This is a genomic window from Polynucleobacter sp. AP-Titi-500A-B4 (genome assembly GCF_018688095.1).
Taxonomy (GTDB): Bacteria; Pseudomonadota; Gammaproteobacteria; order Burkholderiales; family Burkholderiaceae; genus Polynucleobacter.
The window spans coordinates 700,947-724,864 of record NZ_CP061311.1 but is presented as its reverse complement, the minus strand read 5'-3'; the positions used below and the strand labels follow the sequence as shown (position 1 = coordinate 724,864).

Genomic DNA, 23,918 nt, shown 5'->3' with positions numbered 1-23,918 from the left:
CTAAATCAGGACTTTAGGAGCGTTTAGCGGACAAAAACCGCCATGGATTCGACGTGAGAGGTGTGCGGGAACATGTTCACAATACCCGCCCCTTTGAGGGTATAGCCAGCGTGGTGGCACAGAATATCTGCATCCCTGGCTAAAGTTTTAGGGTTGCAAGAGACATACACAATCCGCTCTGGCAACAAATCGCTCTTCTGCAAATGCAGATCTGCAAGTGATTTACAGATTTCCATCGCGCCTTCACGCGGTGGATCCATGAGCCAACGCTCTGCTTTATCCCAGGATGCAATCGTTTCAGTGGTCACTTCAAATAAGTCACTGCGCATGAAGCTCGCCTTGTCTTCTAGACCGTTGTGCTCTGCATTGGCTTTTGCACGTGTAGTGAGCGTCTCTAAACCCTCAATGCCAAAAACGGCTTTTGCTTTTCGTGCGAGTGGTAAGGTGAAATTACCGATGCCACAAAATAAGTCGAGTACACGATCGGTTTCATTTACTTCCAGTAAGCGAATCGCCTTACTCACTAAGGCACGATTCATCATGTGGTTGACCTGCGTAAAGTCTGCAGGCTTAAATGGCATCTCTATTTCAAATTCTGGGAGGCGGTAGCAAAGCTTGCCAGTCTCTGGGTAAAACGGCGCCACGGTCTCAATCCCTTTGGGCTGGAGCCAGATCCAGACATGATGCTGATCTGCAAATGCTCGTAGTAGCTGCTCGTCAGCCGGTGTTAAGGGCTGCAGATGACGAAATACCAAAGCGGTAACCGGTTTACTTTTTTGGGGATCCTCTGAGTTTGGATCTTCTGGCTCACCTACTGCAATTTCAATTTGCGGCATACGATCGACGATCGATAAACCCATGACCAATTTGCGCAACTCTGGCAGCAAATCAGAAACAGGTTTCGGCAAAATCTCGCAAGCGAGCATGTCAGCAACATAGCCACTCTTGCCTTCATGAAAACCGATCAGCACTGTGCCTTTTTTAATCGATCGATTCACTGCACTCAAGCGAGCACGATGACGATATTCCCAAGTGGGGCCGCCCATCGGGCGCAGAATTTCTTCAGGCTTTACTTTGGCGATGTGTTGCAAATCATCCTCAAGAACACGCTGCTTCATGGCTACTTGTGCCCGAATATCTAAGTGCTGCATGGTGCAACCACCGCACACCCCAAAAGCTGCGCACTTGGGCTCTGCCCTAAAGACAGCAGGCTTTAAGATCTCGCGGACCTTCGCCTTACTAAAGCGAGCTTTATCACTAGTGATCGTGTAGGTAACGAGCTCTGTTGGCAACGCACCTTTGATGAAAATGACTTTACCGCTCTGCCCTTGTGCGCTCTCTTCTTCATTAGGTGTTAAGCGGGCAATGCCTTGGGCATCTAAATCGAGTGCTTCAATCCGTACTGGCTCAGTCACTTCTATATTGACTGGCTTATCGCCTCTACGCATCCGCTGCAAAACCCTGGAGATATTCTTGCCACTGGCCACCGTTTGGTTCTTTGGCTTCTTTTTCTAGATAAGCTTTGACGAAATCAATTTCTTCTTGGTATTCCTCTAATGAGAATCCACCACGTAGCAATTGAAAGCGGCAGTACATCAAATAAGTGTTGACCACATCGGTCTCACAATAGCGACGGATGTCATTGATCTTGCCCTCTTGGTATGCAGGCCAGACTTGGCTGCCATCCATACCCATCTTGCCCGGGAAGCCACACAGTTTTGCCAAGCCATCTAATGGCGCATTAGCTCTGCCATTAAATTTAGCTAAGAGATCCATCATGTCTAAATGGCGCATGTGATAACGACTGATGTAGTTATTCCACTTAAAGTCGCGACTATCGGCTTCTTGGCTCTCACCCATTTCCCAATAACGAGGCGCCTGAATGTGATTAGCAAGTGCGCGATAGTGCAGCACAGGCAGGTCAAAGCCACTGCCGTTCCAAGAGACGAGTTGTGGTGTGTATTTCTCAATCAAATCAAAGAAGGCTTGAACCAATACCTTCTCATCATCTTGGGGTGTGCCTAAAGTGCCCACCTTAATTTGCGGAGTACCCTCCTTGGTTGTTCTACGAATAACACAAGAGATCGCAATAATCTTTTGCAAAAACAAAGGGAGAAACTCACTGCCCGTTTTAGCGGCACGCTCAGCCATCGCCTTGGCAGCCACCTCGGCATCGGTCATCGCATCTGGATAGTCTTCGAGGCGACGCAATCCCGCTATATCTGGAATGGTTTCAATATCAAAGACAAGAACGGTGGCCATAGGCTGAGCCGTCTTACTGTAAGTACGGCGTTGGGTTTACTGGCTTGCCGTTAACGCGTAGTTCAAAATGGAGTTTTGGTGAATTAGTGTCGGTATCGCCCATCTCAGCAATCCTCTGACCTTTACGCACGCTATCACCCTCTTTGACCAAAAGCTTGCTGTTGTGTGCGTAAGCAGTGAGATAGGTGTTGTCATGTTTCACAATCACTAAGTTACCGTAGCCACGCAAACTATTACCGGCATAAACCACTTTTCCATCAGCTGCAGCCAATACGGGTTCACCAACTTTGCCAGCGATATCGATACCTTTATTGGTTTCGTTAAATTCGCCGGTGACCTTGCCTTTGGCAGGCCAAGATAAACGAATACCGGGTTCTGCCACCACCTCAGGCTTGCTAGCCTCTGCTGGTGCTGGAGTGTCCACTTTGTCAGTGCTTGCAGGTTTTTTATCGACTGGCTTAGCTGCTTTAGTTACTGGCGGCTTAATCAAAATCAAATCACCCACTTCAATCACATTTGGATTGAAGTTCGGATTTTCTGCTTTATTCCACTGCGCTACATCACGCGGTCCTTGACCATGATCTAAAGCGATACGCGCCAAGGTGTCACCCTTCTTCACGCGATAGTAGCCAGGAGGCGCGGGCTCAGATGCAACAGATCCACTAGAGCGGTCTGTCACACCCGCAGGCTTTGCGCGTGGTGTTGTCGTGCATCCTGTGATCAGCACCATAGATGCAGACAAAATAGCGATCAGAAGGCTTTTAGATAAATGAGTCATGGAATTTGCAATGGATTTCATACTACCCCTGATTGTAAGGGGACAAAAAAGACCCCGTCCAGCACAGTTCTTTGATAGCGCTGGGAGCTCATTCTTTCCACCATGACCAACTGCTGTTCTTTTTCGTTTTTGGCAACAGGGGCAACCAAACGCCCACCGATCGCTAATTGATCTAGTAAGGCATCCGGAATACCTAAACCCGCTGCAGCCAGAATAATTCCATCAAATGGAGCTGCCTGAGGCAAACCCAAAATGCCATCGCCATAAATTAAGCGCAAATTATTTATCCGAAATGGGCGCAGCTTTGCTCTAGCCATATCGTGCAGCGGACGAATCCGCTCAATTGAATAGACCTCATCTGCCAATAAGCTCAGCACGGCTGCTTGATAGCCGCAACCCGTACCAATTTCTAGCACCTTACCTAGGGGTTGCTTTGGTCGATGAAGCAACTCAATCATGCGCGCTACGACAGATGGCTTAGAAATCGTTTGCTCATGACCAATCGGTAAAGCCGTATCTTCGTAAGCCTGCGCATGTAAACCTGCATCCATAAATGCGTGACGTGGCACCGTTGCAATCGCTTCTAATGTTTTACCGTGCTTTACGCCGCTAGCATGCACTTTTGCTGCTAGGGCCTGACGATAGGCGGCGAATCGCTCGGTGGGTGCTTTCAACCGCGATCCCAACCATTGGCACGCATCGCCGCTAGACGGGTGTGGTGAGTTAAATCTAATTGCATTGGCGTAATGGAGATACAACCTTCATCGATCGCATGAAAGTCGGTACCTTCAGAGCCTTCTTTGACATCGCCAGCCGCACCAATCCAATAGATCTTTTCACCGCGTGGGCTATCTTGTACCACCACTGGTTGTGAATGATGGCGATTACCCAAGCGCGTCACACGCCAGCGATATAAGTCTGCATAAGGACGATTGGGAATATTGACATTGAGCAAAGTTGCGCTGCCATCGTTATGACTGAGCTTAGACGCCAACATCTGCGCAACCACATCATGTGCTGCTTTAGCAGCATCTTCAATGCGATTCCAACCACGATCAATTTGCGAGAAAGCAATCCCAGGAACCCCAAACATCACACCCTCAACTGCCGCAGCAACCGTGCCTGAATACAGCACATCCTCGCCCATGTTCTCACCTTGATTGATACCAGAGATCACGAGGTCGGGTTTTTCATCTAAGAAACCGGTCATCGCAACGTGCACACAATCGGTCGGCGTGCCATTGATAAAGAAAAAGCCATCACGCTCACCACCTGCTACCCGATGAATCGACAATGGTCTTGAGAGTGTGAGCGAGTTAGAAGCGCCACTATGATTTTGCTCGGGAGCAATCACGGTAATGCGCCCCAAAGGACGTACAGCGTTCACTAAAGCCAATAAGCCAGGAGCCAAATAGCCATCGTCATTCGATACCAGAATATGCGGTTGACGATCACTCATGAATATAGGCTTTCCAGTTTTTCGAAGTTCATTTGGTTTCTTAAGGATTGCTTGGAGTGACAGCTGGAGCTAATGAGCGACCTCTAAACCAACCATAAATCACCGGCAATACTAAGAGTGTCAGTACCGTTGTAGTCACCATACCACCCACAATCACCAAGGCCAATGGACGCTGCGCTTCAGAACCAATCGAATGTGATAAAGCGGCCGGCAAGAGACCAAGGCCTGATAGTGCTGCAGTCATCAATACAGGACGCACACGCAAAGAGGCGCCCTCAACCATGATGTCTTTCATTTGACCATGCTCAGTAGCGGCCGTCTTATTAATAAAGGAGATCAAGATCACACCGTCCTGAATCGCAATACCAAAGAGCGATAAGAATCCAAAGAACGCTGAGATACTTAAGGTCTCTCCTGCGAGGTGTAAGGCTAGTACACCACCAATGGCAGCAAATGGCACATTAATCATAACGATAAAGGCATCACGGAAATTGCCAAATGCACTCACTAGTAGCAAGAAGATCCCCAATAAAGCTAAAGGCACAATCACCATCAATTTTTTCTGTGCCTGCTTCATCTGGTTGAACTGTCCATCCCAGCTAATCGAATAGTTTGGCGGCAAAGTAATATTTTTCTCGACCAAGAATTGCGCATCTTCTACAGCGCTTCCTAAGTCACGGTGACGTACGCTAAATTTAATCGCGATATAGCGCTTACCTGCTTCACGGTAAATGAAGAAAGGTCCGTCTGTTAGCTGAACCGTTGCCACCATCGAGAGGGGAACTTTTGTACCGTCTGGAGAGTCAACCAATAATCCCCTAATATCTGCAACGTCGTTGCGACTGCCTTCATTCAGACGAATCGCAATACCAAAGGTCTTTTCATCTTCAAGTAAGTTAGTAACTGCAGCGCCGCCAATCGCATTAGCCACCACTGTCTGAATATCGTTTACGTTGATGTTGTAACGGGATGCACGTTCACGATCAATCTGAATGTTCAAGGTTGGCTGACCCAATTCTTTGAGAATGCCCTCATCCGCTACGCCACGCACTTTTTTGAGTTGATCAATGACCTCATGGGCTTTTTGGTCGAGCACTTCTAAGTCGGTGCCGTAGATCTTGACCGAGTTCTCTCCCTTAACACCCGAAAGCGCCTCATTCACGTTATCTTGAATGTATTGTGAGAAGCTATATGTAACACCCGGAATCTTATTAAGTTCCGTCTCTAAATGCGCTATGAGATCCTTCTTAGAAGAGCCGCTTGGCATATTCTCGGGACTCTTCAGATACAAGCCATACTCTTGGTTAAACACGCCAGTCGAATCAGTACCATCGTCTGGGCGACCAATCTGTGCAGCCACCTTATCAATCTCAGGTTGCTTCATAAAGGTTTCACGTAACTGATTGGCAATCTTGACGGAGTAATCCAAGTCGACCGTATTTGGCAAAGTCACGCGCAGCCAAATATTGTTCTCTTCTAGCGTTGGCAAGAAGGCAGTACCCAAACGCGTCATACTCAAGAGCGTTAAGCCAAGCACAAACACTGCTACCGAGAATACCGTTAATGGACGATCCATCCATCTACGGAGCAAAGGCTTGTAGCCATCCAAGATCTTGGTAATGAATGATGGTGGTTTGTGATGCAGGTTCTCACCAAATACCAAAGAGACCATCGCCGGTAGGAAGGTCAGACTCAGAATCATTGCAGCGATCAAGGCAAAGCCCATGGTGAAGGCCATGGGTTTAAAGATAATGCCTTCAACACCACCCATGAAAAACAATGGGGAGTAAGCCACGATGATGATGCCGGTGGAGTAAATCATGGCACGCTGCACTTCACTGGTTGCCATGATGATGCTTTGGTTCAAGCGCTTACCACCCTCCTCCAAGTGACGCATGACGTTCTCCGTCAGAATCACCGCGGAGTCCACGATCACACCAAAGTCAATCGCACCTAGAGAAATCAAATTGGCTGGCACGCTCCATAAGTGCATCTGAATAAATGACACACACAAAGCTAAGGGGATGACAGCAGCTACTACTGCAGCAGCACGAATATTGCCCAAGAAGAAAAACAAGACTGCAAGAACCAAAGAGATACCAAAGAATAAGGTGTGCTTAACGGTTCCAATGGTGATATCGAGCAACACCTGGCGATCGTAGAAGGGTTTTACTTCAACGCCTGGTGGCAATACATGCTTATTAATGTTCTCCACGGTACTGCGCACGCGGGCCAAGACTTCAGTCGCATTCTCACCACGACGCAAATACACAATCCCTTCTACAGAATCTGGATTGTCATTGAACTGGAACATCCCCAAGCGTGGTGCATTACCAATCTGCACGGTAGCTACATCACCAATTCGAATTGGTACGCCTTTATTGTTGGTAACGACCACCTGCTTGATGTCATCAATGTTCTTCAGCAAGCCAACGCCGCGGACTACAAACTGTTGCTCACCACTGGGTAATAAGCCACCACCGGTATTGCTATTGGCATTCGAGAGTGCCAAGATCAAATCGTTAATCGATACGCCTTTAGCCTGCAGACTTTCTGGGCTAACGATGACTTGGTATTGTCGAACCTTGCCGCCAAATGAAGATACGTCTGCTACACCCGGAGTTTGTTTGAGCTCTTTATAGATCTCATAGTTTTGCAATGTCTTAAGCAAAGTGGAAGTGGCGTACTCAGAACGCACTTCATAACGCATAATCTCGCCCGTTGCATCTGAGTCGGGACTCACGCTTGAAGTTACGCCAGGCGGAAAGCTGACGTTAGCTAAATTGGAAATGAATACTTGCCGTGCCTTGAATGGATCTGCCGTGTCATTGAACTTCAGGGTGACAACCGATAAACCAAAGAGTGATACAGAACGAAATGCCTGTAGACCTGGAATACCGGCTAATGCGTTTTCTACTGGAATGGTGACTTGCTGCTCAACCTCAGTCGTGCTTCTACCCGGCCATTGTGAGATCGCCTGAATCGTCAATGGCGCCACACCTGGGTAAGGTTGAATCGGCAATTTGCTCAGACTGAGCATGCCAAGACCCAAGAGCACGATCGAAGCAAATATGACTAATACGCGCTTCTCGATAACCCCTCGAATAAAGGAGGTAAAAACGCTCACTTAGTCCTCCTGCTTAGCAAAGCGATCGTTTAACAAAACAGCGCCTTCTGACAGTACCTGCCAGCCCTGCTCGACACCTTCAGTAATCGCAAAGCTCTTGCTATTGAGGTCATAGCCTTTTACAGGTACGCGGCGGAAAGTTTCAGGGCCCACCTTAATGATCGCAAAGCGGTTCTCGCGCACACGGACAATAGCTGATTGCGGCACAACCACGGCATCGGCAACACCTGTAGTTAACAAACCAGCAGCGAACATATCTGGACGCAAGAGATCATCAGTGTTTTCAACATCCGCACGAATGAGTAATGCGCGGGTTTGTGGATCAATGGTTGGCGCGATGTAATTTGCGTAGGCGACGAACTCTTTTTCTGGATAGGCCTCAAGACGCAAAATCATTTTTTGACCTTGCTTAATCAAGCGGAAGTCTTGTTCAAACACATTACCCAAGAACCAGAGATGCCTTGGATCGGCTAAGGTCGTGATGACATCGCCAGAATTCACGGCAGAACCGGGTTCTACATTTCGCTTCACGACAACACCCTTTAAAGGTGAGCGCATGATCAAGTTGCTGGTAGTCTTACCAGTCGTTTCAATACTCTTGATATCGCCATCACCTGCACCAAGATTTCTCATGCGGTTGGCAGCAGCTTGTTGTGTAATGCGTGCATCGCCGAGCAAATCACTCATGGTTTTACTGCTCTCTAATACTTTGGCAGTTTTAGAAGAGAGTAAATATTCTTGCTGCGCGGAGAGGAACTCAGGACTATAGAGCTCAACAATCGGTGAACCCACATCAACTTGGGCACCATCAAAGGCATAGATGCGCTCTACCCTGCCAGGAGCACGAGCAGAGAGTACTTTCGATTTTTCAGCATTAAAGGCTAAGCGTCCTGGCACCTTAATATTGACTGGTACTTGTACCTTTTCAGCAGTCTGAAATACATAAATCTCAGGGTTGAGTTGAACGCCTGGTAATTTCAACTCCAATACGCCCGTCTTTTCAACCTTGAGCGCTTTATCAGAAGATTCAATTTTGACGGTACGGTTTACGTTCGTGACACGGCCGACCACGATACCAACCGAAAGAATGGCAAAAGCATAAGCAGCCAAACGTACACGATGGCGATTTTGTGGAGATAGATTCCAATACAAACCTGCCAAACCAGCAGCAGCGACTTTTGCATGGTGCGTGCCATGCTCGGCACCTTTATGCAAAATCGGCTTTGCCTTCTCAGACAAGCGTTTTAGAAACGACAGAATTTGATCTATCAAAGCTACTCCTTAAAAAGGCTCTTTGCCCGCTGAAACCATTAATACTGCTTGCGCCTGCAGCAAATTACTCTCTGCCTGCGCTAACGCAATCTCTAAGTTACGCAATTGGGTTTGCGCAGTCAATAAATCATTAAATCCTTGCCCATTATTGGAGTATTGGGTCAATCCAACCTTATAGGCGGCATCCGCCTGAGGTACTTGGCGCTCTTTTAAGAACTGGGTTTGATTCTTGGCTTGCTCATAAGCAGCATATGCGGTGTTTACCGCCAACACAATTTGCTGACGATTCGAAATATTGCCCGCCTCAGCTGCCGCTTGATTGCGCTGCGCCTGCTCTACTCCGTACTTTTCTTTGGTAAAGAAATACAGCGGAATGATGAGGTCTAATTCAAACTGATAGAACATCGCACCATTGTTCGCAGAGAATGGTCCACGTGGTGTGTATGAAGAGCCAATCACTTGGAAGTCAGGTAAGTATGCTTTCTTGGCCAGGTCTACACCTTTACGGGCTGATTCAAGTTGCAAGGCGGAACTCTTTAAAGAGGGGTGACTACTTTCTGCGAAGTCTTCCAACTCAATTAAGGTTGGCACACCCGTCAGTGCACGACGTACATCGCCACGCAAAATTAACTTCTCACGCGAGTGACGGCCCACCAGTGTATTGATGTTATTCAGACCTACCTGTAACTGACGTTCGACATTAAATTGGTCTGCTTGCGCTGCGCTTTGCGCTACTTGCGCATTGAGATATTCAACATACGCTGCAGCATTGTTGGCATAGCGGGCTTTAGCAACGTTCTTAATCATTTCTAAACGCACGACTGATTCTTTTAAGACCTGTAATTGCTTTTGAGACGCCAAGGCGTTGTAGTACAGGGTAGATAGCTGTGCGCCTAGCTGGAGATAGGTGGATTCCGAACTGGCTAAGAGTGCTTCTGCATTGGTATCAGCAATATCGGCAGCCAAACTCTTCTTGCCCGGAAACTGAAACGGTTGAGCAACAGAAATCGAGTTATTACTACTAATGCCATTGGGGTAGCCAGGACTAGGAGCGTTCGCACCACCCAAAGCAAATGGAGAATTGACTGGCATACCTGACCACACTAAGCCAACCTGTGGATTAGCTGGCGCAGCAATCTGCGGTACCGTTGCTTTGGCAGATAAATAAGATTCGCGCAAAGACGATAACTGCGGATTATTCATCTTGAGTTCATTCCAAAGCTGACGCAGATCCATTTCGGTTGGACCACTAGCAATGGGCTTGGTATAAATCTTGGGTGTATTGGCTTTGGTGACTGGCGCAAATAATTCAGCTGCCTTAGAACCGGGCGCTGCATTTTTATCTTGCGAACTCAGTTGTGCACCAATAGCAACATTCGGTGGCGCTGTTAATGAACCATCGCTTGATTGCACCGTCACACTTGCTGGCGTGTTATCAGCCGATTGCGCAAAACTCGTTACTGAAAAAGAAGATAGGGCAACAACAAAAGTAGTCATTGCATATGGTGCAATGCTTTTGAGTAAATCTACTACGCTCGTTTTACGTGTGCCGTGAATCAACAAATGCGGCCGCCCCAAATCAAAAAATGCTGTTTTTATAGCCCCTAAAGCGGATTTTGATCACATCAATACCCATTTAAAGGGGGTTTTAAGGATTATAGGGGACAAAAGCCAAAAGTCGAATTATTCCCAATCGCTAAACTATTGATTCTAAAGATAATAATGAACGATAGCCTCAGTAAACCCCTTAAAACTCGGCATGAATCCTAAAAGACAGGATATTTACAGGGCCGCGGGCCGAGTTGTAGGCTGGGTTTTGAATATGCTGAAAGTTCAATCCCGCTAGGATATTTTTGACCACCATGGCGTTGTAATACACCTCACCGATACGCTCAGGGCGATAGCTAATCGTTTGCGTAGGCCCGGCATAGTCACCAATGAAATAAGACACGCCACCCGTTTGTAAATAATTTTTGCGATAGCTCGATAGTCCGTTTTGCATCATCGAGATACCGATCGTGTCATGTGGGCGAGTCCAGCTAGTACCGTTCATACCCATACCTACCGAGACAGAGTTATCCGCTTCAGTAAATGACATCGTCTCGGTATGACCATCAGAAGTAAACGCGCGACCATAGATACCCAAGTCTTTCGTCAAGGCTTGTTCTCCATGGATACCAATACCCGTTTTGTATTGGTAGTTGTTGCGCACATTATTAATGGCTTGAGTACCTTGACGCTGAGCAGGATCCTGGAGAATGTAATTGGTTGCATCAGAAAAACGTGCCAAGATCATTTTGTTGCGATATGCGAGCACGCTCACCTTACCCGGTAAGTCGCCAACATGATGCTGGCGCTCGATTTCAAATTGATCACCGTAGGCGTTAAAGACTTGCCAATTAAGATCGCGCGCATTAGGCGTCTTGGGTGCGAGCATGCGAGACGCACGCAATACCCAGTGATCTAAGTACCACTCACCCGCTAAGCCAGTACTGTAGCCACGGGCATCGGCTGCATAGTCATAGGCCAGATAGGTCATATTGCCCCAGTTCATAAACTGAATGCGAGGATCTTTAGCGTAACGGCTATCGTCAAAAATATCTAAAGTAGAAAATTGACCAGCAGTGACAACCACGCGATTACTGCTCACGGTTTGTGTGATTTGATTGGCCTCATTCTCGAGCAGCACTTTGCTACCCTCTTGATTAAAGGTCTGACGCAAAAATGCGCGCGCAGAATAAAACTTTGCTTGTGCACCATTAGCTTTAGTTGCCTCTCCATTTGAGAAGCCACCTAAACCAGTTAAGCCAGAAAATGGCACGCCAGAAATCACTTCGGGATTGAAATAAATATCGGTATCAGGTGCTAAGCGCGCACCAAAGAACAAAGTACCCGACCAGGTGTAGCTCATCGACTTCAAAGCAGACAAGCTGTTTTGCCCTGAATAGCTTGAGGTGAAATTGTTATAACGCTGGTTGATGTAAGTAGTTTGACCGTGAACGTTTACCGGTAAACCAAATAACTCGCCTTCAGTCGGTAGATCCTGAATCGGTGATGCAAAGCTTGCAACTTGGTCAGCACCCGACCCCGCCCTCTGCGCAAACGCAGTAGCTCCGAGAAAAGTGCAAATAATGCTCAACAGGAGGAGTAGATAAAACTTGCGGGTCATTCACAATTTCTTTGGATGCCAGAGCATCAAAGCTGTGGCTATATTCCGATTGAGAAAACTAGGCTGTCACCGCTAGGGATTGAAGCCCAAGGGTGGCGCAGCCCAAATTATCCCCAAAAAGAGGCAATTTACCTAGTGTTTATGTCGCAGGCGTGACATAAACACTCAGGAATCGCGAGGAAATGCCTCTTAGTCTTTTAGACCCAACAGTTTTGCTGGGTTCTTCTTCATCATCTTGTCGATGTCAGATTGCGATACGCCCGCTGCTTTGACTGCCGCAATTTCATTCTCAACGCCATCTGGTGGAGTCATCATGCCTTGTTGACCCAAGTCGGTTGAGAGCACTAAATGATCCGCGCCAATTTCTTTAACCGCTTTAGCAACTACGGTTGCATCGACTTTTTCCCAATGGGTCATCCATTTGTACTGGGCTGTAGGGCCAGTCATAAATTGCAGATAACAAATTTCAATATAAGCACCCATCGCTGTTACTTGTTTAGCCTGATCCCATGAAAGGCCTGGAATATTGGTCAGGCCATGGGTAATCAAAATATTTTTCACGCCCAACTCTTTGGCGCGCTTGACTACTGTCACTACCTCATCGGCAGAGATATGACCCGTAGCCAGAATTAAATCTTCACGAGCAATGATTTTTAATACTTCTTCAAGCTCTGGTGTGACTTGACCATTCGGTGCTACGACGATGCCAGATTGGTTCTTGTCGACCAGGGTCTTGACATGCTTATCAGAGTCAAAGGTCGGTAACCACACCACTTTGCCACGACCACCAGACATGCGATGCATCCACTCCACTGCGGAAGGATTAACACCACCTACGGATTTATTGAGCACAATACCGCCCCACACTTCAATGCCTGGCACTTGTTGCATCACGAGAGCCGCTCGGTCATTGGTTGTCACCACATGGTTTTTAATCACAATGCCGCGCATTCCCTTGCGACGAGCAATGGTGGCTAATTCGTAATCGGTTAATGCTCTACCAAAAACATCTGGATCAGGATGCACGTGCATATCAATCACACCTGCGGCAGGACTCACTTTTGGTGGTGGTGGCGGAAAGCCAACTTGTGCCTGAGTAATATTGGAAGTCAATATGAGGCCAGCAGTCATTAAGCTTGCCACCAAGACTTTGCTTGATTGAAATTTACGCATGATCCATCTCCCTGTAGAACTACTTTTTTGTAATAGATTGACTCTATAGCATCTATTCCAAGCGGTATTTAAGTAGTTCCCCTATGGCCACAGGAAATCAAGTGCAATTACACCCAGTAACAACTTATCCAAACAAGTCGCTGTGGCTTCCTAGGCGAGCAAGTCTCAATATTTGTTCATCAGGCTTTTTGTAAATGAGCAATACATCAGGCTTGATATGGCATTCACGATGTCCATACCAATTGCCAATCAAATCATGGTCTCGTAAATGAACTGGCAAGCTTTTGTCCAATACCAAAAGCTCTATTACCCTCAATAGAAGACGCTCAATATTATTTTTGTGTTTTGGGTTTGCGTAGATACGTTTGAAGTCTTTTTTGAATACAGAAGATCTTTCAATCATCCGCATGCAAATCCGCCATCAGTGCTTTGCTGGTTTTAAATCGCTTACCTTTCCCTGATTTGAGCTCAGTCATTGCCTTTCTGGTCTTTGCGTTGGGAACCTTCACAGCAAAAGGCAACTGCTTTTCATCAGCTATCCGCAACATCAACATCCGAATTGCATCAGAAATAGATAAGCCCATCGCCTCTAGTGCATGCGAAGCGCTATTTTTAGTTGCCCTATCTATCCTGGCACGGACATAGGTATCAGCAATGGTCATTGACTTCTCCCGCTCAAGAAAACATTAAAAGTATCATTTGTAGTCTCATTGTGACTACATTTTAGCAGAAAATAGGCAATAAAAAAGGGGCTAATATGCCCCCTTTTCCTCAATCAAGTGTAGTTAAGGTCTGATTTATCGACGATCCATTAAGGCTCTGGCGAGCGTGCCCGCATCTACATACTCGAGTTCACCGCCCACCGGAATACCCCTAGCAATACGTGTGACCTTAATGCCTTTGGCTTTGAGCACTTCGCCAATGTAATGAGCAGTTGCCTCACCTTCACTAGTGAAGTTGGTGGCTAGCACCACTTCACGAATGGGCACGCCGGTATCAGGCGCTTCAATGCGAGTAAGTAAACGATCAAAGTGAATCTCATTAGGACCCATGCCATCGAGTGGCGAGATGCGTCCCATCAGTACAAAGTAATTGCCTTTGAAGCTTAAGGTCTGCTCTACCATCACTTGGTCAGCGGGTGTTTCCACAATACATAGCAAAGATGGATCACGACGACCATCAGAGCAGGTGCTGCAGATTTGGGTTTCTGAGAAAGTATTGCAACGGGCGCAGTGACCAACGGTCTCTACTGCTTCACCCAATGATTGGGCAAGCACTGCTGCGCCATTGCGATCATGCTGCAATAAATAGAAGGCCATGCGCTGAGCAGACTTGGGGCCTACTCCAGGCAATACTCGCAATGCCTCGATCAATCGACCGAGGGCATCTTGAGGCGCTTCTATGCGTGCCATAAATAAATTAAATCAATTGCGTTAGAAAGGTAACTTAAAACCAGGAGGCATTGGCATACCAGCCGTTGCGCCCGACATCAATTGCGCGCTAGCAGCTTCGACTTGTTTGAACGCTTCTGTGTAGGCTGTCACAATCAAGTCTTCCAACATCTCGCGATCATCCATGGCACCTGGATCAATCTGTACGCGCTTAAGCTCGTATTTACCAGAGATGGTGACTTTCACTAAGCCACCAGCGGCTTGGCCAGTCACTTCTAGCGCAGTCAATTGCTCTTGCGCTACTTTCATCTTCTCTTGCATCTGCTGAGCCTGTTTCATGAGACCAGCCAGTCCACCTTTCATCATCGCTTCTTTTCCTTAATGATTATGTATATGCAGTAAAAAATATATTTCTGTTTGATGTTGAATCACCAAAACGCTTTACAGCGGCTTCACGGAGCCACCAACTACCTTAGCTCCAAACTCTTTTTCTAGCTGCTGAATAAAAGGATCAGCGGCAATCATTTGCTCAGCATTCATGCGCTTTTCTTGATGAATCTGCGCATCAACTTTAGCAACTGTCTTACCCTCTACTTCACCCTTCTCAACCACGATCTTGACTGGCTTACCAAAGTGCGCTGTGAGTGCTTCAGCTAGGCGACCAATAGAAGCTTCGGAAGCTAACTGCGGCATGGGGGTCACGATCGTTGCTTTAACGCCTGCTGCTGAGTCAGTCCAATTTTGTAACTCTGTCTGAAATGCCAACTGTTGCACGAGACCGCGCACAGGCAACTGACGCATCAAGGCATGCCAATCAGGGCGCTCTGCTGAATTACCGATAGCGGCAACTGGAGCAGCGGCTGGCGCAGGGGCGAAAGCAACTGGCTTGGTAGGCGCAGATGCTGGCGCTGACTTAGCCGCAGGAGCTGAAGCTCTAGCTGGAGCAGGTGCTGCTGATCCAGCAGAAGGTCTGGCAGTATTGACAGGTGGCGCTGATGGCGTTGTTGGTGAGGAGGCAGAACCACCGCCTCCACCAGGATTGTTTCCAGGGCGAAATGCCAACATGCGTAGCAACGTCATCGCAAAGCCAGTCTGTTCATCTGGTGCGAGCGATAAGTCAGGACGGCTAGTAATGGTGATTTGGTAGAAGAGCTGCGCTTCTTCTTTCGTCAGTTGACCCGCTAAGCGACGAATCTCGCCTGCTTCTGGCCAATCTTCCAATACAGATTCTGGAACAACTTGTGCTGCTGCAATTTTTTGCAACAAGCTTGATAGATCTTGTAATGCTAACGAGAAAGACATACTGCGCTCTCCCATTTCATTAGCAACTGCTAAAAGGCTTGCGCCATCTTTGGCAATCAAACAATCCAGAATGCGAATGAGATAGGCATCATCTAATGTGCCGAGCATGCCGCGTACTGATTCTTCGGTAACTTTGCCAGCAGCATACGCAATGGCTTGATCCGTCAGAGATAAAGCATCGCGCATGGAGCCTTGAGCCGCTTTGGCTAGAACACGCAGAGCATTGACTTCGTATTCCACTTTTTCTGCGGCGAGTACTTTTTCTAAATGCTCAACGATGAGTGGTACTGGCATTTGCTTGAGATTGAACTGCAAGCAACGGGACAAAATGGTGACAGGGATCTTTTGTGGATCGGTCGTTGCCAGAATAAATTTGACGTGTTCTGGTGGCTCTTCTAATGTTTTGAGCATGGCATTAAAGGCATGATTGGTGAGCATGTGCACCTCGTCAATCATGTAAACCTTATAGCGACCATTGCTTGGTGCGTAGGCTGCTTTTTCTAGGAGGGCAGCAATATCGTCAACACCCCGATTGCTCGCTGCATCCATCTCAATATAGTCAACAAAACGACCTGCATCGATTTCCATACAGGCTGGGCATTTTCCGCAAGGCTCCGAAGTCATCTTGCCCGAACCATCCGATCCGGTGCAATTGAGTGCTTTGGCCATAATGCGGGCAATCGTGGTCTTACCTACCCCACGGGTGCCCGTAAAGAGCCAGGCATGATGCAGGCGTCCCTGATCCAAAGCATGGGTTAAGGCCTTAACCACATGGTCTTGTCCAACGAGCTCAGAGAATGTTTTGGGGCGCCACGAGCGGGCTAATGCCAATGCTGTCATGTCTTACATTCTAACAAGCTAAAATGGAATTGGATGGGCCTCCCCGCATGGTGGGTTGGATAACCTGGTCAGGTCGGGAACGAAGCAGCCAAACCCAATTTCTGCCAGTGCCGGGGGTTTGGCTCATCCACCCCCAGCCTGCATTTACGAAGCCAGATCAAATATCCCTAATTGATAGGAATATAGGTCTGTGGTTTATTAAGATCGTAAAACTGCACCCCTTTGGCATTGGGATCAATCTTCTTAAAGTCAAACGCCAACACATTGGTATTTTCAAACATCTTGACGTAATACATCCGATTTTTATTATCAGCAACTACAGACCATTCGGTAATCTCAATCCCGCCTGCACCACCGCCGTAGGCATTACTTGCTGGCAAGCTAATCGCACCAGGAGGAATATCAAAGCTACCCAAAATATGCCAAGCAGTATTGGTTTGCTGAGCAGTTGTGTAAGTAGTCGGTACGGACTTAGTTAAAAATAGCGCACGAATAAAGCGACTTGGACTGAGGTAGTCTCCTGGCAGGCCATGCAAACCACTACCGGAGCTTGGTGGTACAAAACTCGCGCCATTAATCACCAAAGCATTGCGCTCAACATTGGCTAGATTTGCGTAGTTACCAATATTGTTGAGCTGCTCTCGAAAGGCAGGATCATTGGTCATCACCCCAGTTGGGTTATCGGTCATCACCAACTCGCCTTTCAGATACTCAATGACGAGGCTCTTACCCGTCGCATCATGCAAGGTCATGCGTACAGGTGCCGATTGATTCCGAAATGCCGGAATGATGGAGCGATTCACCATAATCTTCGGAAATCCAGCTTTAACTTCATCAATCGTTGCATAGTTGGTCAAGGCATAAGTGAGCATCTGCACTGACGCAATACTCTTGGCAGAATCAGCAGGTGCTACCGCCTGATATACCGCAGTATTAGGAGCGTTCAGTAAACCACCGACCAAACCTTTTTCATTCATACCATCAACGAGTACTGGCAAACCCAAACCATTCATGCCAGCAGCAGTATATTTAGCTGTCCAATTAAGACCAGTTCCGGGTTTACTATCCACACCCACACCTTGCATAGCCGTATTTTTGGGAATGAGGGTGAGTTGCGACTTGAGTGCTAAACCAAACTCCATCGTTCTGCCATATACGTAACCGCTGTCATTACCTTTGATCAAAAAGCTCGTACAAGCATTGCCGATTAAAGGTGTGAAGGCCAATGTGACAGATACAGATGCTGCAACCGATTGCTTAATGAATTTATTTGTCCATGAGTGTTTCACTTGTTTTTGCACGGCGACCCCTTTAGTTAGTGTGGTGTTAAAGGAAATTCTAACTGAAGAAGCTGGGAGGAAATTGAAAGATTTAGAAGATCTTCAAAATCCTAAATATTCCCCAAATCATCCAAATAATGGCCAAAACTAGGACGGTTCGGACGTCTAGCTGGATCTTAAAGAGACGTAATGTCTTATGGGTGCGCTCAACCGATACTTGCAAACCGAACCCTCCTCTATATAGAAAGGTTCAGCGTAGAGGTTTGTAGTGGCGATAGATAGGGACTGGGGATGAATTGGATGTAGGAAAGGATATAACTTTCCTACACTCCACTCATGCATTACTGTGAATCAATTGTTTTTGTTTTTTAAGGCTTCTTCTAGCTGATTGATTTTATTTTGCATAGCAGCCATCTTCGCATTGAGTGCGCCGACATTTAAGAAGGTTTCATCTTCTACTGGCGCGCTCAGGTTATTACCCCACCCTAACCAAGAGGAGTCATACACTTTGACTTTCTTAAAGCCCAAGGTCTTGAGTACGGTAGCAGTCTCGGCTGCCCTGACACCGCTTTGGCAATAGACTACAGTCTCTTTATCGGGGTCGAGCTTGGCATATAGTTGCTTGAGATCCGTTTGGTTTTTCAGCGTCATGCCTGAGTTATCGGCAACCTGCTTCTTGCCTAACTTAATGGCAGTAGCTGGATCTTGCCAATTGTCTTCAAAGGGAATATTGATGGCATTGGGAATGTGACCACCCCGAATCGTGCGCACATCTTTACCTGAATATTCGTCAGGAGTTCTGGCATCGATGATCTGTACTGATTTGGATTGAGCAATCTTGCGCATCTCTTCATTCGTCACCACTAATTGAGGTTGTGCAATGAGTGCTACTGATACCGGAGGCAAAGTTTGACGTTCTTTTTGAATGGGTAAGCCTGCTTGCTTCCAGCCATCAATGCCGTCATGGTAGACCTGCGCATTCTTGCCGCCAAAATAGTTCACGGTATACAGGCCAAAATAAGTATAGGGATTGCCACGTGCGCCATAGACCACAATATCTTTATTAACATCTAAGCCAGCATTGTTAAAAAGCTTCTGTATTTGCTCTGTAGGAATGTAGTCCTCTTTATTGGGGTCTCGCAGAGTACTACCGATCTCGCCAATATTGATGGCTCCTGGTATGTGGCCTTCTAAGTAACTCTTCTCATCACGTACATCCCAAATAATCGCGCCACGAGCCACTGCCTGCTGTACTTGATCCGTTTGGATGATGGTTCCTTTTTGCTGGGCAAATGCCAGCGAAACAATGGATGTCAGAACAAGGGCTAATAATGATTTCACGATAATTCCTTTGGGTTAATGGAATAAACGATACACCAAACCGTCTATTTACAGGCTAGCACTATTGGGGGTTTGTATTGGGCTGCTTTTTGAGCCATAGACTCGAGTCGCTCATGTAAATTATTTTTCATGAAGTACTCAATCACTACCATCGGTACCATAGAGTCGAGCTCTACCACAGCATCGTATTTCACAACCGTCTTATTCTTATCGGGTAGGATCTTCCAGGTGCCCTTATAAAGTTTGGCATCGCCACTTACCTGCTCAAAACTGAGCTGGTGATACGGCACTTCCGTATATTCAACGACCGTTTTGAGCTCTACATGAAAAAAGAGGATGTCTTCTTCTAAGACTCTACTCACGCGAACCTTGTTAGTAGACCGAGAAAGAATTTTTAAGTCGACTACACCTGCAATGTTTTTAGAGGCTTCATAGTCCGTCAAAAAGGCATAAGCATTACAAGGTGCAATGGGAACGGAGTAATTCGCATTAATGTGAAAGCGCCCATTGGCTGGCTTGATGTTGATCTGAACATTAAAAGGGTTATCGCTATCTTGGGCAAAGGCTTGTAAGCTCATCACACTCAGTATTGAGATCAATATCCATTTCATTGGATGATTCTAGAGTAGATTGGAATTCATTTGACTCAAAAAATATCTGGCTCTGGCACTGGCTTACCAAAGCTGGTTTCTAGGAAGTCAAAGTCACAACCGTCTTCTGCTTGCAAAATATGTTTGCTGAACATCCAACCATAACCACGTTCGTATTTAGGCTCTGGTGCTTTCCACTTTGCTTTTCTTTGATTGAGCTCTTCATCGCTAATCTCAAGCTGTATTTTTCTGTTCGGTACATCAACAGTGATGAGGTCACCCGTTTTCACTAATGCAAGTGGTCCACCAATATAGGATTCTGGTGAGGCATGCAAAATACAGGCGCCGTAACTGGTGCCACTCATGCGCGCATCCGATAGGCGCAACATATCTCGTACACCTTGTTTCACTAGCTTGACCGGAATCGGCAACATACCCCACTCTGGCATGCCAGGGCCGCCTTTTGGTCCTGCGTTCCTTAGCACCAGAATGTGATCTTCAGTGACGTCAAGATTTTCATCTTCAACGGCTTTTTTCATCTCGGGATAGCTATCAAACACGAGAGCTGGGCCAGTATGTTTTAAGAATTTCTCAGCACAGGCACTTGGCTTGATCACTGCGCCACCAGGGGCGATATTGCCTCTGAGAACTGCGAGTGCGCCCTCTTGATAAATAGCATTGCTGAGCGGCCTAATGACATCGTCGTTATGCACTTGGGCATCTTGAATGTTCTCGCCAATCGTTTTACCAGTAACGGTCATCGCGCTGGGGTTCAGATGAGAGCCCATTTGCTTGAGCAAGGCAGGCATACCACCAGCGTAATAAAAGTCTTCCATCAAGTATTGATCGCCGCTTGGTCTGATATTGGCAATCACGGGAACTTTACGGCTCGCCAGATCAAAATCTTCCAAACTCACGGTGCATTCTTTGCCGGCGCGGCGTGACATCGCTATTAAATGAATGATCGCGTTGGTGCTGCATCCCATTGCCATTGCGGCATTGATCGCATTGATGAAACTCGTCTTATTGAGAATCTTGGCAGGGGTTAAATCCTCCCAAACCATCTCTACAATTCTTCGGCCACAAGAAGCAGCCATCCTTGGATGACTTGCATCTGCAGCCGGAATGCTCGACGCGCCAGGCAATGTAAGGCCCAATGCTTCTGAGATACCCATCATGGTTGCGGCTGTGCCCATGGTCATACAAGTACCGTGACTGCGGGCAATCCCGCCTTCCACTTCTAGCCACTGCGTTTCTGAGATATTGCCGGCACGGCGTTCATCCCAATACTTCCAAGCATCAGAACCAGAGCCGAGCACCTTACCTTTCCAATTACCACGTAGCATTGGGCCAGCTGGTAGATAGATAAATGGCAGACCTGCTGACAGCGCACCCATGACTAAACCTGGCGTCGTTTTATCGCAGCCACCCATCAGTACTGCACCATCTACTGGATGAGAGCGAATAAGCTCTTCGGTTTCCATGGCAAGCATATTGCGATAGAGCATCGTAGTTGGTTTGACATAAGACTCTGATAAAGAAATGGCTGGCAGCTCAATCGGAAATCCACCAGCTTGTAATACCCCACGCTTTACATCTTCAACGCGTTGCTTAAAGTGTGTATGGCAAGGATTAATATCTGACCAAGTATTGACTATGGCAATGACAGGTTTGCCTGACCAATCCTCAGGACCATAGCCCATTTGCATTGCGCGAGAACGATGTCCAAATGACCTGAGATCATCAGGCTCGAACCAACGAGCACTACGCAGGGATTCTTTGGTTTTTTTGGTCATTTTATTTGGCCGTAGATTTGAATATCCTTATATTAATGCCTGATTTATAGGAAAGGGTATGTCTGTACTTGTTTTCTGAAGGCTATTTAATTACTCTTAGTAAAAATAAGTGATTAAAAATAACTAAAGATGGAGACACTATGAGGCATTCCGTTTTAATGAAGGTAGTTAGAGCGCTTTGCATCTGCTCTCTGGCATGCTTTGGCTCGCTTTCTGCGTTCGCACAATCTGAGTATCCAAATAAGCCCGTCAAAATTATTGTGCCCTTTCCGCCTGGAGGCACCACTGATCTGATGGCGCGCATTTCTGCAGAACAGTTAACCAAGATTTTGAAGCAAGCCTTTGTGATCGAAAATATCGGTGGCGGTGGCGGTGTGATTGGCGCTGAGCGAGCTGCTGGCGCACAACCCGATGGTTATACCTTGGTGATGACGGGTGTTGGTCAAAATGCGGTTGCCCATGGACTAGATCCCAATCTCAAATATGACTCTATGAGAGACTTTGCCCATATCTCCTTAATTGATTTGGGTCCTAATGTATTGGTGGTCAATCCAGATCGCCCTTTTAAAACCTTAAAAGATATTGTTGATTACGCGAGAAAGAATCCAGGCAAGCTTGATTACGGCTATACCTATGCCTCTTCAGGTCATATGGCCATGGAGTTATTGCGTCAAGCAACCTCCACTTGCGCCGATATGAAAACGAAAACCAATTGCAATCCGCTACCGATTGTTGGTATTCCATATCGTGGTGGTGGCCCACTAATGAACGCCATTCTCGCTAATGAAATCCCCATGATCTTCATTAACCAAGATGCAGCACTGCCTTATGTTGCGGCTGGTAAATTGCGTCCGATCGCAGTGAGCAGCTTGCAGCGCAATCCACTCTACCCCACCATTCCGACGGTGGCAGAAAGTGGTTACCCAGGATTTCAGGCGCTGTCTTGGGCGGGTATTAGTGCTCCTAAAGGAACACCCAAACCTGTGATGGATAAGTTAGAAGCCGCCATGATTCAAGCCTTACAAACACCTGAAGTACGGCAACGCATTGAGTCGGTTGGCTTTGTGATTCCGCCTTTGGGTGCTAACGCTTATAACAATTTCTTGAAATCTGAAATTGAGCTTTGGACAAATTTGATTAAGAAGTCGGGGATTAAGCCAGAGTAACTACTCGGCCTTCTCAATCGCAATTCCTGCATCCTTAGCAGTCTTACCCCAGCGCTCGTATTCAGTCTGCATCAGCTTACTAGCTTGTGCGATTGAACCTGGGCTTGGTTCAATGCCAATCCGAATTAAGGCGTCTTTAGTCGTTTGCGTTTCAAGTGCCTTATTCAGATGTTGATTCAAAGTTTGTAAAACTGCTGGGCTGGTTTTCTTCGGCGCGACGATTAAATGCCAGCCACTCATGACTAGGGGATAGCCCTGCTCTTGAAAAGTTTGAATATCAGGAGCACTGGCAAATCGTTGACTAGTGGTGATACCTAATATTTTCACTTTGCCACCTGCTGCCTGAGGCAAAGCCACTGAAAGCGGCACCATCATCGCTTGTACTTGATCGGCTGCAATTGCGGTGATCGCTGGGGCAGCTCCCTGAAATGGAATATGGATTAAATCAATTCCCGCCACCTGATTGAACTTCTCAAAAGTAATTTGTGACGTACTACCGACACCCCATGATGAATAGTTCATTTTTCCAGGAGTGCCTTTGGCCAAGGCTACAAATTCTTTAATATTGTTTGCTGGTAATTTTGGATTGACTACCAGAGCAAATGGAAAGTTACCCACTAAACCTACCGCTACCAAATCTTTGAGTGGATCGTAGTTAATCTTTTTATAAACATGTGGGTTAATCGCTAGACTCTCTGGGGTACCCAGCAATAAGGTATACCCATCTGGATTAGCGCGCGCCACAAACTCTGCACCAATAAGAGTATTGGCACCAGGTTTGTTTTCTACGATCACACTTTGACCTAATTGCTCAGATAATCCTTGTCCAACAGTACGTGCGGAGTTATCCACGTTGCCACCGGCAGTAAATGGAACAATTAAGCGAATCGGTTTTTCTGGAAACGGAGCACCATGGGCAATAGAGGAAATCACTAACGCTACTGTGACAAAACACTGTTGAAATAACTTCAC

The 23,918-nt window shown here is 46.9% G+C and carries 20 protein-coding genes, 1 other RNA gene and 1 pseudogene; 2 read left to right on the top strand and 20 right to left on the bottom strand.

Features of this window, described 5'->3' with window-relative positions; genetic code table 11:
• Positions 1 to 23 precede the first annotated feature (23 nt).
• The 15 genes and pseudogenes from rlmD to dnaX all read right to left on the bottom strand — a co-directional run bounded on the left by rlmD (position 24) and on the right by dnaX (position 16,773).
• Positions 24 to 1,448 carry a 23S rRNA (uracil(1939)-C(5))-methyltransferase RlmD gene (rlmD, locus tag FD968_RS03815; RefSeq protein WP_215367451.1) on the bottom strand — a complete coding sequence of 475 codons (1,425 nt, stop codon included), beginning with the start codon at positions 1,446 to 1,448 and terminating at the stop codon, positions 24 to 26.
• A complete protein-coding gene (locus tag FD968_RS03810; RefSeq protein WP_215367450.1) occupies positions 1,441 to 2,262 on the bottom strand; it encodes a 3'-5' exonuclease in 822 nt (273 codons plus the stop codon). The genes rlmD and FD968_RS03810 overlap by 8 nt, the downstream gene beginning before the upstream one ends.
• A 13-nt stretch (positions 2,263 to 2,275) precedes the next feature.
• A complete protein-coding gene (locus FD968_RS03805; RefSeq protein WP_215367449.1) occupies positions 2,276 to 3,061 on the bottom strand; it encodes a peptidoglycan DD-metalloendopeptidase family protein in 786 nt (261 codons plus the stop codon).
• A pseudogene (locus FD968_RS03800) lies at positions 3,058 to 3,681 on the bottom strand (protein-L-isoaspartate(D-aspartate) O-methyltransferase); the annotation flags it as partial. The pseudogene FD968_RS03800 and the gene FD968_RS03805, both read right to left, overlap by 4 nt.
• A 29-nt stretch (positions 3,682 to 3,710) precedes the next feature.
• Positions 3,711 to 4,499, bottom strand: a complete 789-nt coding sequence (gene surE, locus FD968_RS03795) for a 5'/3'-nucleotidase SurE (RefSeq protein ID WP_215367447.1) — start codon at positions 4,497 to 4,499, stop codon at positions 3,711 to 3,713.
• Positions 4,500 to 4,539: 40 nt separating this feature from the next.
• Positions 4,540 to 7,626, bottom strand: a complete 3,087-nt coding sequence (locus FD968_RS03790) for an efflux RND transporter permease subunit (RefSeq protein ID WP_215367446.1) — start codon at positions 7,624 to 7,626, stop codon at positions 4,540 to 4,542.
• Positions 7,627 to 8,898 carry an efflux RND transporter periplasmic adaptor subunit gene (locus tag FD968_RS03785; RefSeq protein ID WP_215367445.1) on the bottom strand — a complete coding sequence of 424 codons (1,272 nt, stop codon included), beginning with the start codon at positions 8,896 to 8,898 and terminating at the stop codon, positions 7,627 to 7,629.
• A 9-nt stretch (positions 8,899 to 8,907) separates the two neighbouring features.
• A complete protein-coding gene (locus FD968_RS03780; RefSeq protein WP_215367444.1) occupies positions 8,908 to 10,461 on the bottom strand; it encodes a TolC family protein in 1,554 nt (517 codons plus the stop codon).
• Positions 10,462 to 10,645: 184 nt separating this feature from the next.
• Positions 10,646 to 12,067 carry a carbohydrate porin gene (locus tag FD968_RS03775; RefSeq protein WP_215367443.1) on the bottom strand — a complete coding sequence of 474 codons (1,422 nt, stop codon included), beginning with the start codon at positions 12,065 to 12,067 and terminating at the stop codon, positions 10,646 to 10,648.
• A 189-nt stretch (positions 12,068 to 12,256) separates the two neighbouring features.
• Positions 12,257 to 13,240 carry a DUF6282 family protein gene (locus tag FD968_RS03770; RefSeq protein ID WP_215367442.1) on the bottom strand — a complete coding sequence of 328 codons (984 nt, stop codon included), beginning with the start codon at positions 13,238 to 13,240 and terminating at the stop codon, positions 12,257 to 12,259.
• Positions 13,241 to 13,364: 124 nt separating this feature from the next.
• Positions 13,365 to 13,649: a type II toxin-antitoxin system YafQ family toxin gene (locus FD968_RS03765; RefSeq protein ID WP_215367441.1), complete on the bottom strand. Its 285-nt coding sequence runs from the start codon at positions 13,647 to 13,649 to the stop codon at positions 13,365 to 13,367.
• Positions 13,636 to 13,902 carry a type II toxin-antitoxin system RelB/DinJ family antitoxin gene (locus tag FD968_RS03760; RefSeq protein WP_215367440.1) on the bottom strand — a complete coding sequence of 89 codons (267 nt, stop codon included), beginning with the start codon at positions 13,900 to 13,902 and terminating at the stop codon, positions 13,636 to 13,638. Before FD968_RS03760 ends, FD968_RS03765 begins: the two co-directional genes overlap by 14 nt.
• A 135-nt stretch (positions 13,903 to 14,037) precedes the next feature.
• Positions 14,038 to 14,652 carry a recombination mediator RecR gene (gene recR / locus FD968_RS03755; RefSeq protein WP_215367439.1) on the bottom strand — a complete coding sequence of 205 codons (615 nt, stop codon included), beginning with the start codon at positions 14,650 to 14,652 and terminating at the stop codon, positions 14,038 to 14,040.
• A gap of 21 nt (positions 14,653 to 14,673) precedes the next feature.
• Positions 14,674 to 14,997 (bottom strand): YbaB/EbfC family nucleoid-associated protein, encoded by a 324-nt coding sequence (locus FD968_RS03750; RefSeq protein ID WP_215367438.1) that lies wholly within the window; start codon positions 14,995 to 14,997, stop codon positions 14,674 to 14,676.
• 75 nt (positions 14,998 to 15,072) lie between these two features.
• On the bottom strand, positions 15,073 to 16,773 hold the full coding sequence (dnaX, locus tag FD968_RS03745; protein WP_215367437.1) for a DNA polymerase III subunit gamma/tau: 1,701 nt from the start codon (positions 16,771 to 16,773) through the stop codon (positions 15,073 to 15,075).
• A gap of 32 nt (positions 16,774 to 16,805) precedes the next feature.
• Between dnaX and ffs the strand changes: the two genes are divergently transcribed.
• An RNA gene (ffs, locus tag FD968_RS03740) (signal recognition particle sRNA small type) lies at positions 16,806 to 16,904 on the top strand.
• 36 nt (positions 16,905 to 16,940) lie between these two features.
• On the opposite strand, the gene FD968_RS03735 is transcribed toward ffs, so the two are convergent.
• The 4 genes from FD968_RS03735 to araD all read right to left on the bottom strand — a co-directional run bounded on the left by FD968_RS03735 (position 16,941) and on the right by araD (position 21,780).
• On the bottom strand, positions 16,941 to 18,074 hold the full coding sequence (locus FD968_RS03735; RefSeq protein ID WP_215367436.1) for a linear amide C-N hydrolase: 1,134 nt from the start codon (positions 18,072 to 18,074) through the stop codon (positions 16,941 to 16,943).
• 330 nt (positions 18,075 to 18,404) lie between these two features.
• Positions 18,405 to 19,394: a sulfurtransferase gene (locus tag FD968_RS03730; protein WP_215367435.1), complete on the bottom strand. Its 990-nt coding sequence runs from the start codon at positions 19,392 to 19,394 to the stop codon at positions 18,405 to 18,407.
• A gap of 44 nt (positions 19,395 to 19,438) precedes the next feature.
• A complete protein-coding gene (locus FD968_RS03725; RefSeq protein WP_215367434.1) occupies positions 19,439 to 20,005 on the bottom strand; it encodes an SRPBCC family protein in 567 nt (188 codons plus the stop codon).
• Positions 20,006 to 20,040: 35 nt separating this feature from the next.
• The gene (gene araD / locus FD968_RS03720; RefSeq protein WP_215367433.1) at positions 20,041 to 21,780 is read right to left on the bottom strand and encodes an L-arabinonate dehydratase; all 1,740 of its coding nucleotides are present in this window, start codon (positions 21,778 to 21,780) and stop codon (positions 20,041 to 20,043) included.
• A 140-nt stretch (positions 21,781 to 21,920) separates the two neighbouring features.
• Here araD and FD968_RS03715 point away from each other — a divergent pair, with 140 nt between their 5' ends.
• A complete protein-coding gene (locus tag FD968_RS03715; protein ID WP_251367628.1) occupies positions 21,921 to 22,946 on the top strand; it encodes a tripartite tricarboxylate transporter substrate binding protein in 1,026 nt (341 codons plus the stop codon).
• Here FD968_RS03715 and FD968_RS03710 read toward each other — a convergent pair whose 3' ends face one another.
• A complete protein-coding gene (locus FD968_RS03710) occupies positions 22,947 to 23,918 on the bottom strand; it encodes a tripartite tricarboxylate transporter substrate binding protein (RefSeq protein ID WP_215367432.1) in 972 nt (323 codons plus the stop codon).

What these genes read in the sequence shown, in the direction of transcription:
- rlmD (WP_215367451.1), bottom strand. Translation starts at nt 1,448, where the DNA reads ATGCGTAGAGGCGATAAGCCAGTCAATATAGAAGTGACTGAGCCAGTA.
- FD968_RS03810 (WP_215367450.1), bottom strand. Translation starts at nt 2,262, where the DNA reads ATGGCCACCGTTCTTGTCTTTGATATTGAAACCATTCCAGATATAGCG.
- FD968_RS03805 (WP_215367449.1), bottom strand. Translation starts at nt 3,061, where the DNA reads ATGAAATCCATTGCAAATTCCATGACTCATTTATCTAAAAGCCTTCTG.
- surE (WP_215367447.1), bottom strand. Translation starts at nt 4,499, where the DNA reads ATGAGTGATCGTCAACCGCATATTCTGGTATCGAATGACGATGGCTAT.
- FD968_RS03775 (WP_215367443.1), bottom strand. Translation starts at nt 12,067, where the DNA reads ATGACCCGCAAGTTTTATCTACTCCTCCTGTTGAGCATTATTTGCACT.
- FD968_RS03770 (WP_215367442.1), bottom strand. Translation starts at nt 13,240, where the DNA reads ATGCGTAAATTTCAATCAAGCAAAGTCTTGGTGGCAAGCTTAATGACT.
- FD968_RS03765 (WP_215367441.1), bottom strand. Translation starts at nt 13,649, where the DNA reads ATGCGGATGATTGAAAGATCTTCTGTATTCAAAAAAGACTTCAAACGT.
- FD968_RS03760 (WP_215367440.1), bottom strand. Translation starts at nt 13,902, where the DNA reads ATGACCATTGCTGATACCTATGTCCGTGCCAGGATAGATAGGGCAACT.
- recR (WP_215367439.1), bottom strand. Translation starts at nt 14,652, where the DNA reads ATGGCACGCATAGAAGCGCCTCAAGATGCCCTCGGTCGATTGATCGAG.
- FD968_RS03750 (WP_215367438.1), bottom strand. Translation starts at nt 14,997, where the DNA reads ATGATGAAAGGTGGACTGGCTGGTCTCATGAAACAGGCTCAGCAGATG.
- dnaX (WP_215367437.1), bottom strand. Translation starts at nt 16,773, where the DNA reads ATGACAGCATTGGCATTAGCCCGCTCGTGGCGCCCCAAAACATTCTCT.
- FD968_RS03725 (WP_215367434.1), bottom strand. Translation starts at nt 20,005, where the DNA reads ATGAAATGGATATTGATCTCAATACTGAGTGTGATGAGCTTACAAGCC.
- araD (WP_215367433.1), bottom strand. Translation starts at nt 21,780, where the DNA reads ATGACCAAAAAAACCAAAGAATCCCTGCGTAGTGCTCGTTGGTTCGAG.
- FD968_RS03715 (WP_251367628.1), top strand. Translation starts at nt 21,921, where the DNA reads ATGAGGCATTCCGTTTTAATGAAGGTAGTTAGAGCGCTTTGCATCTGC.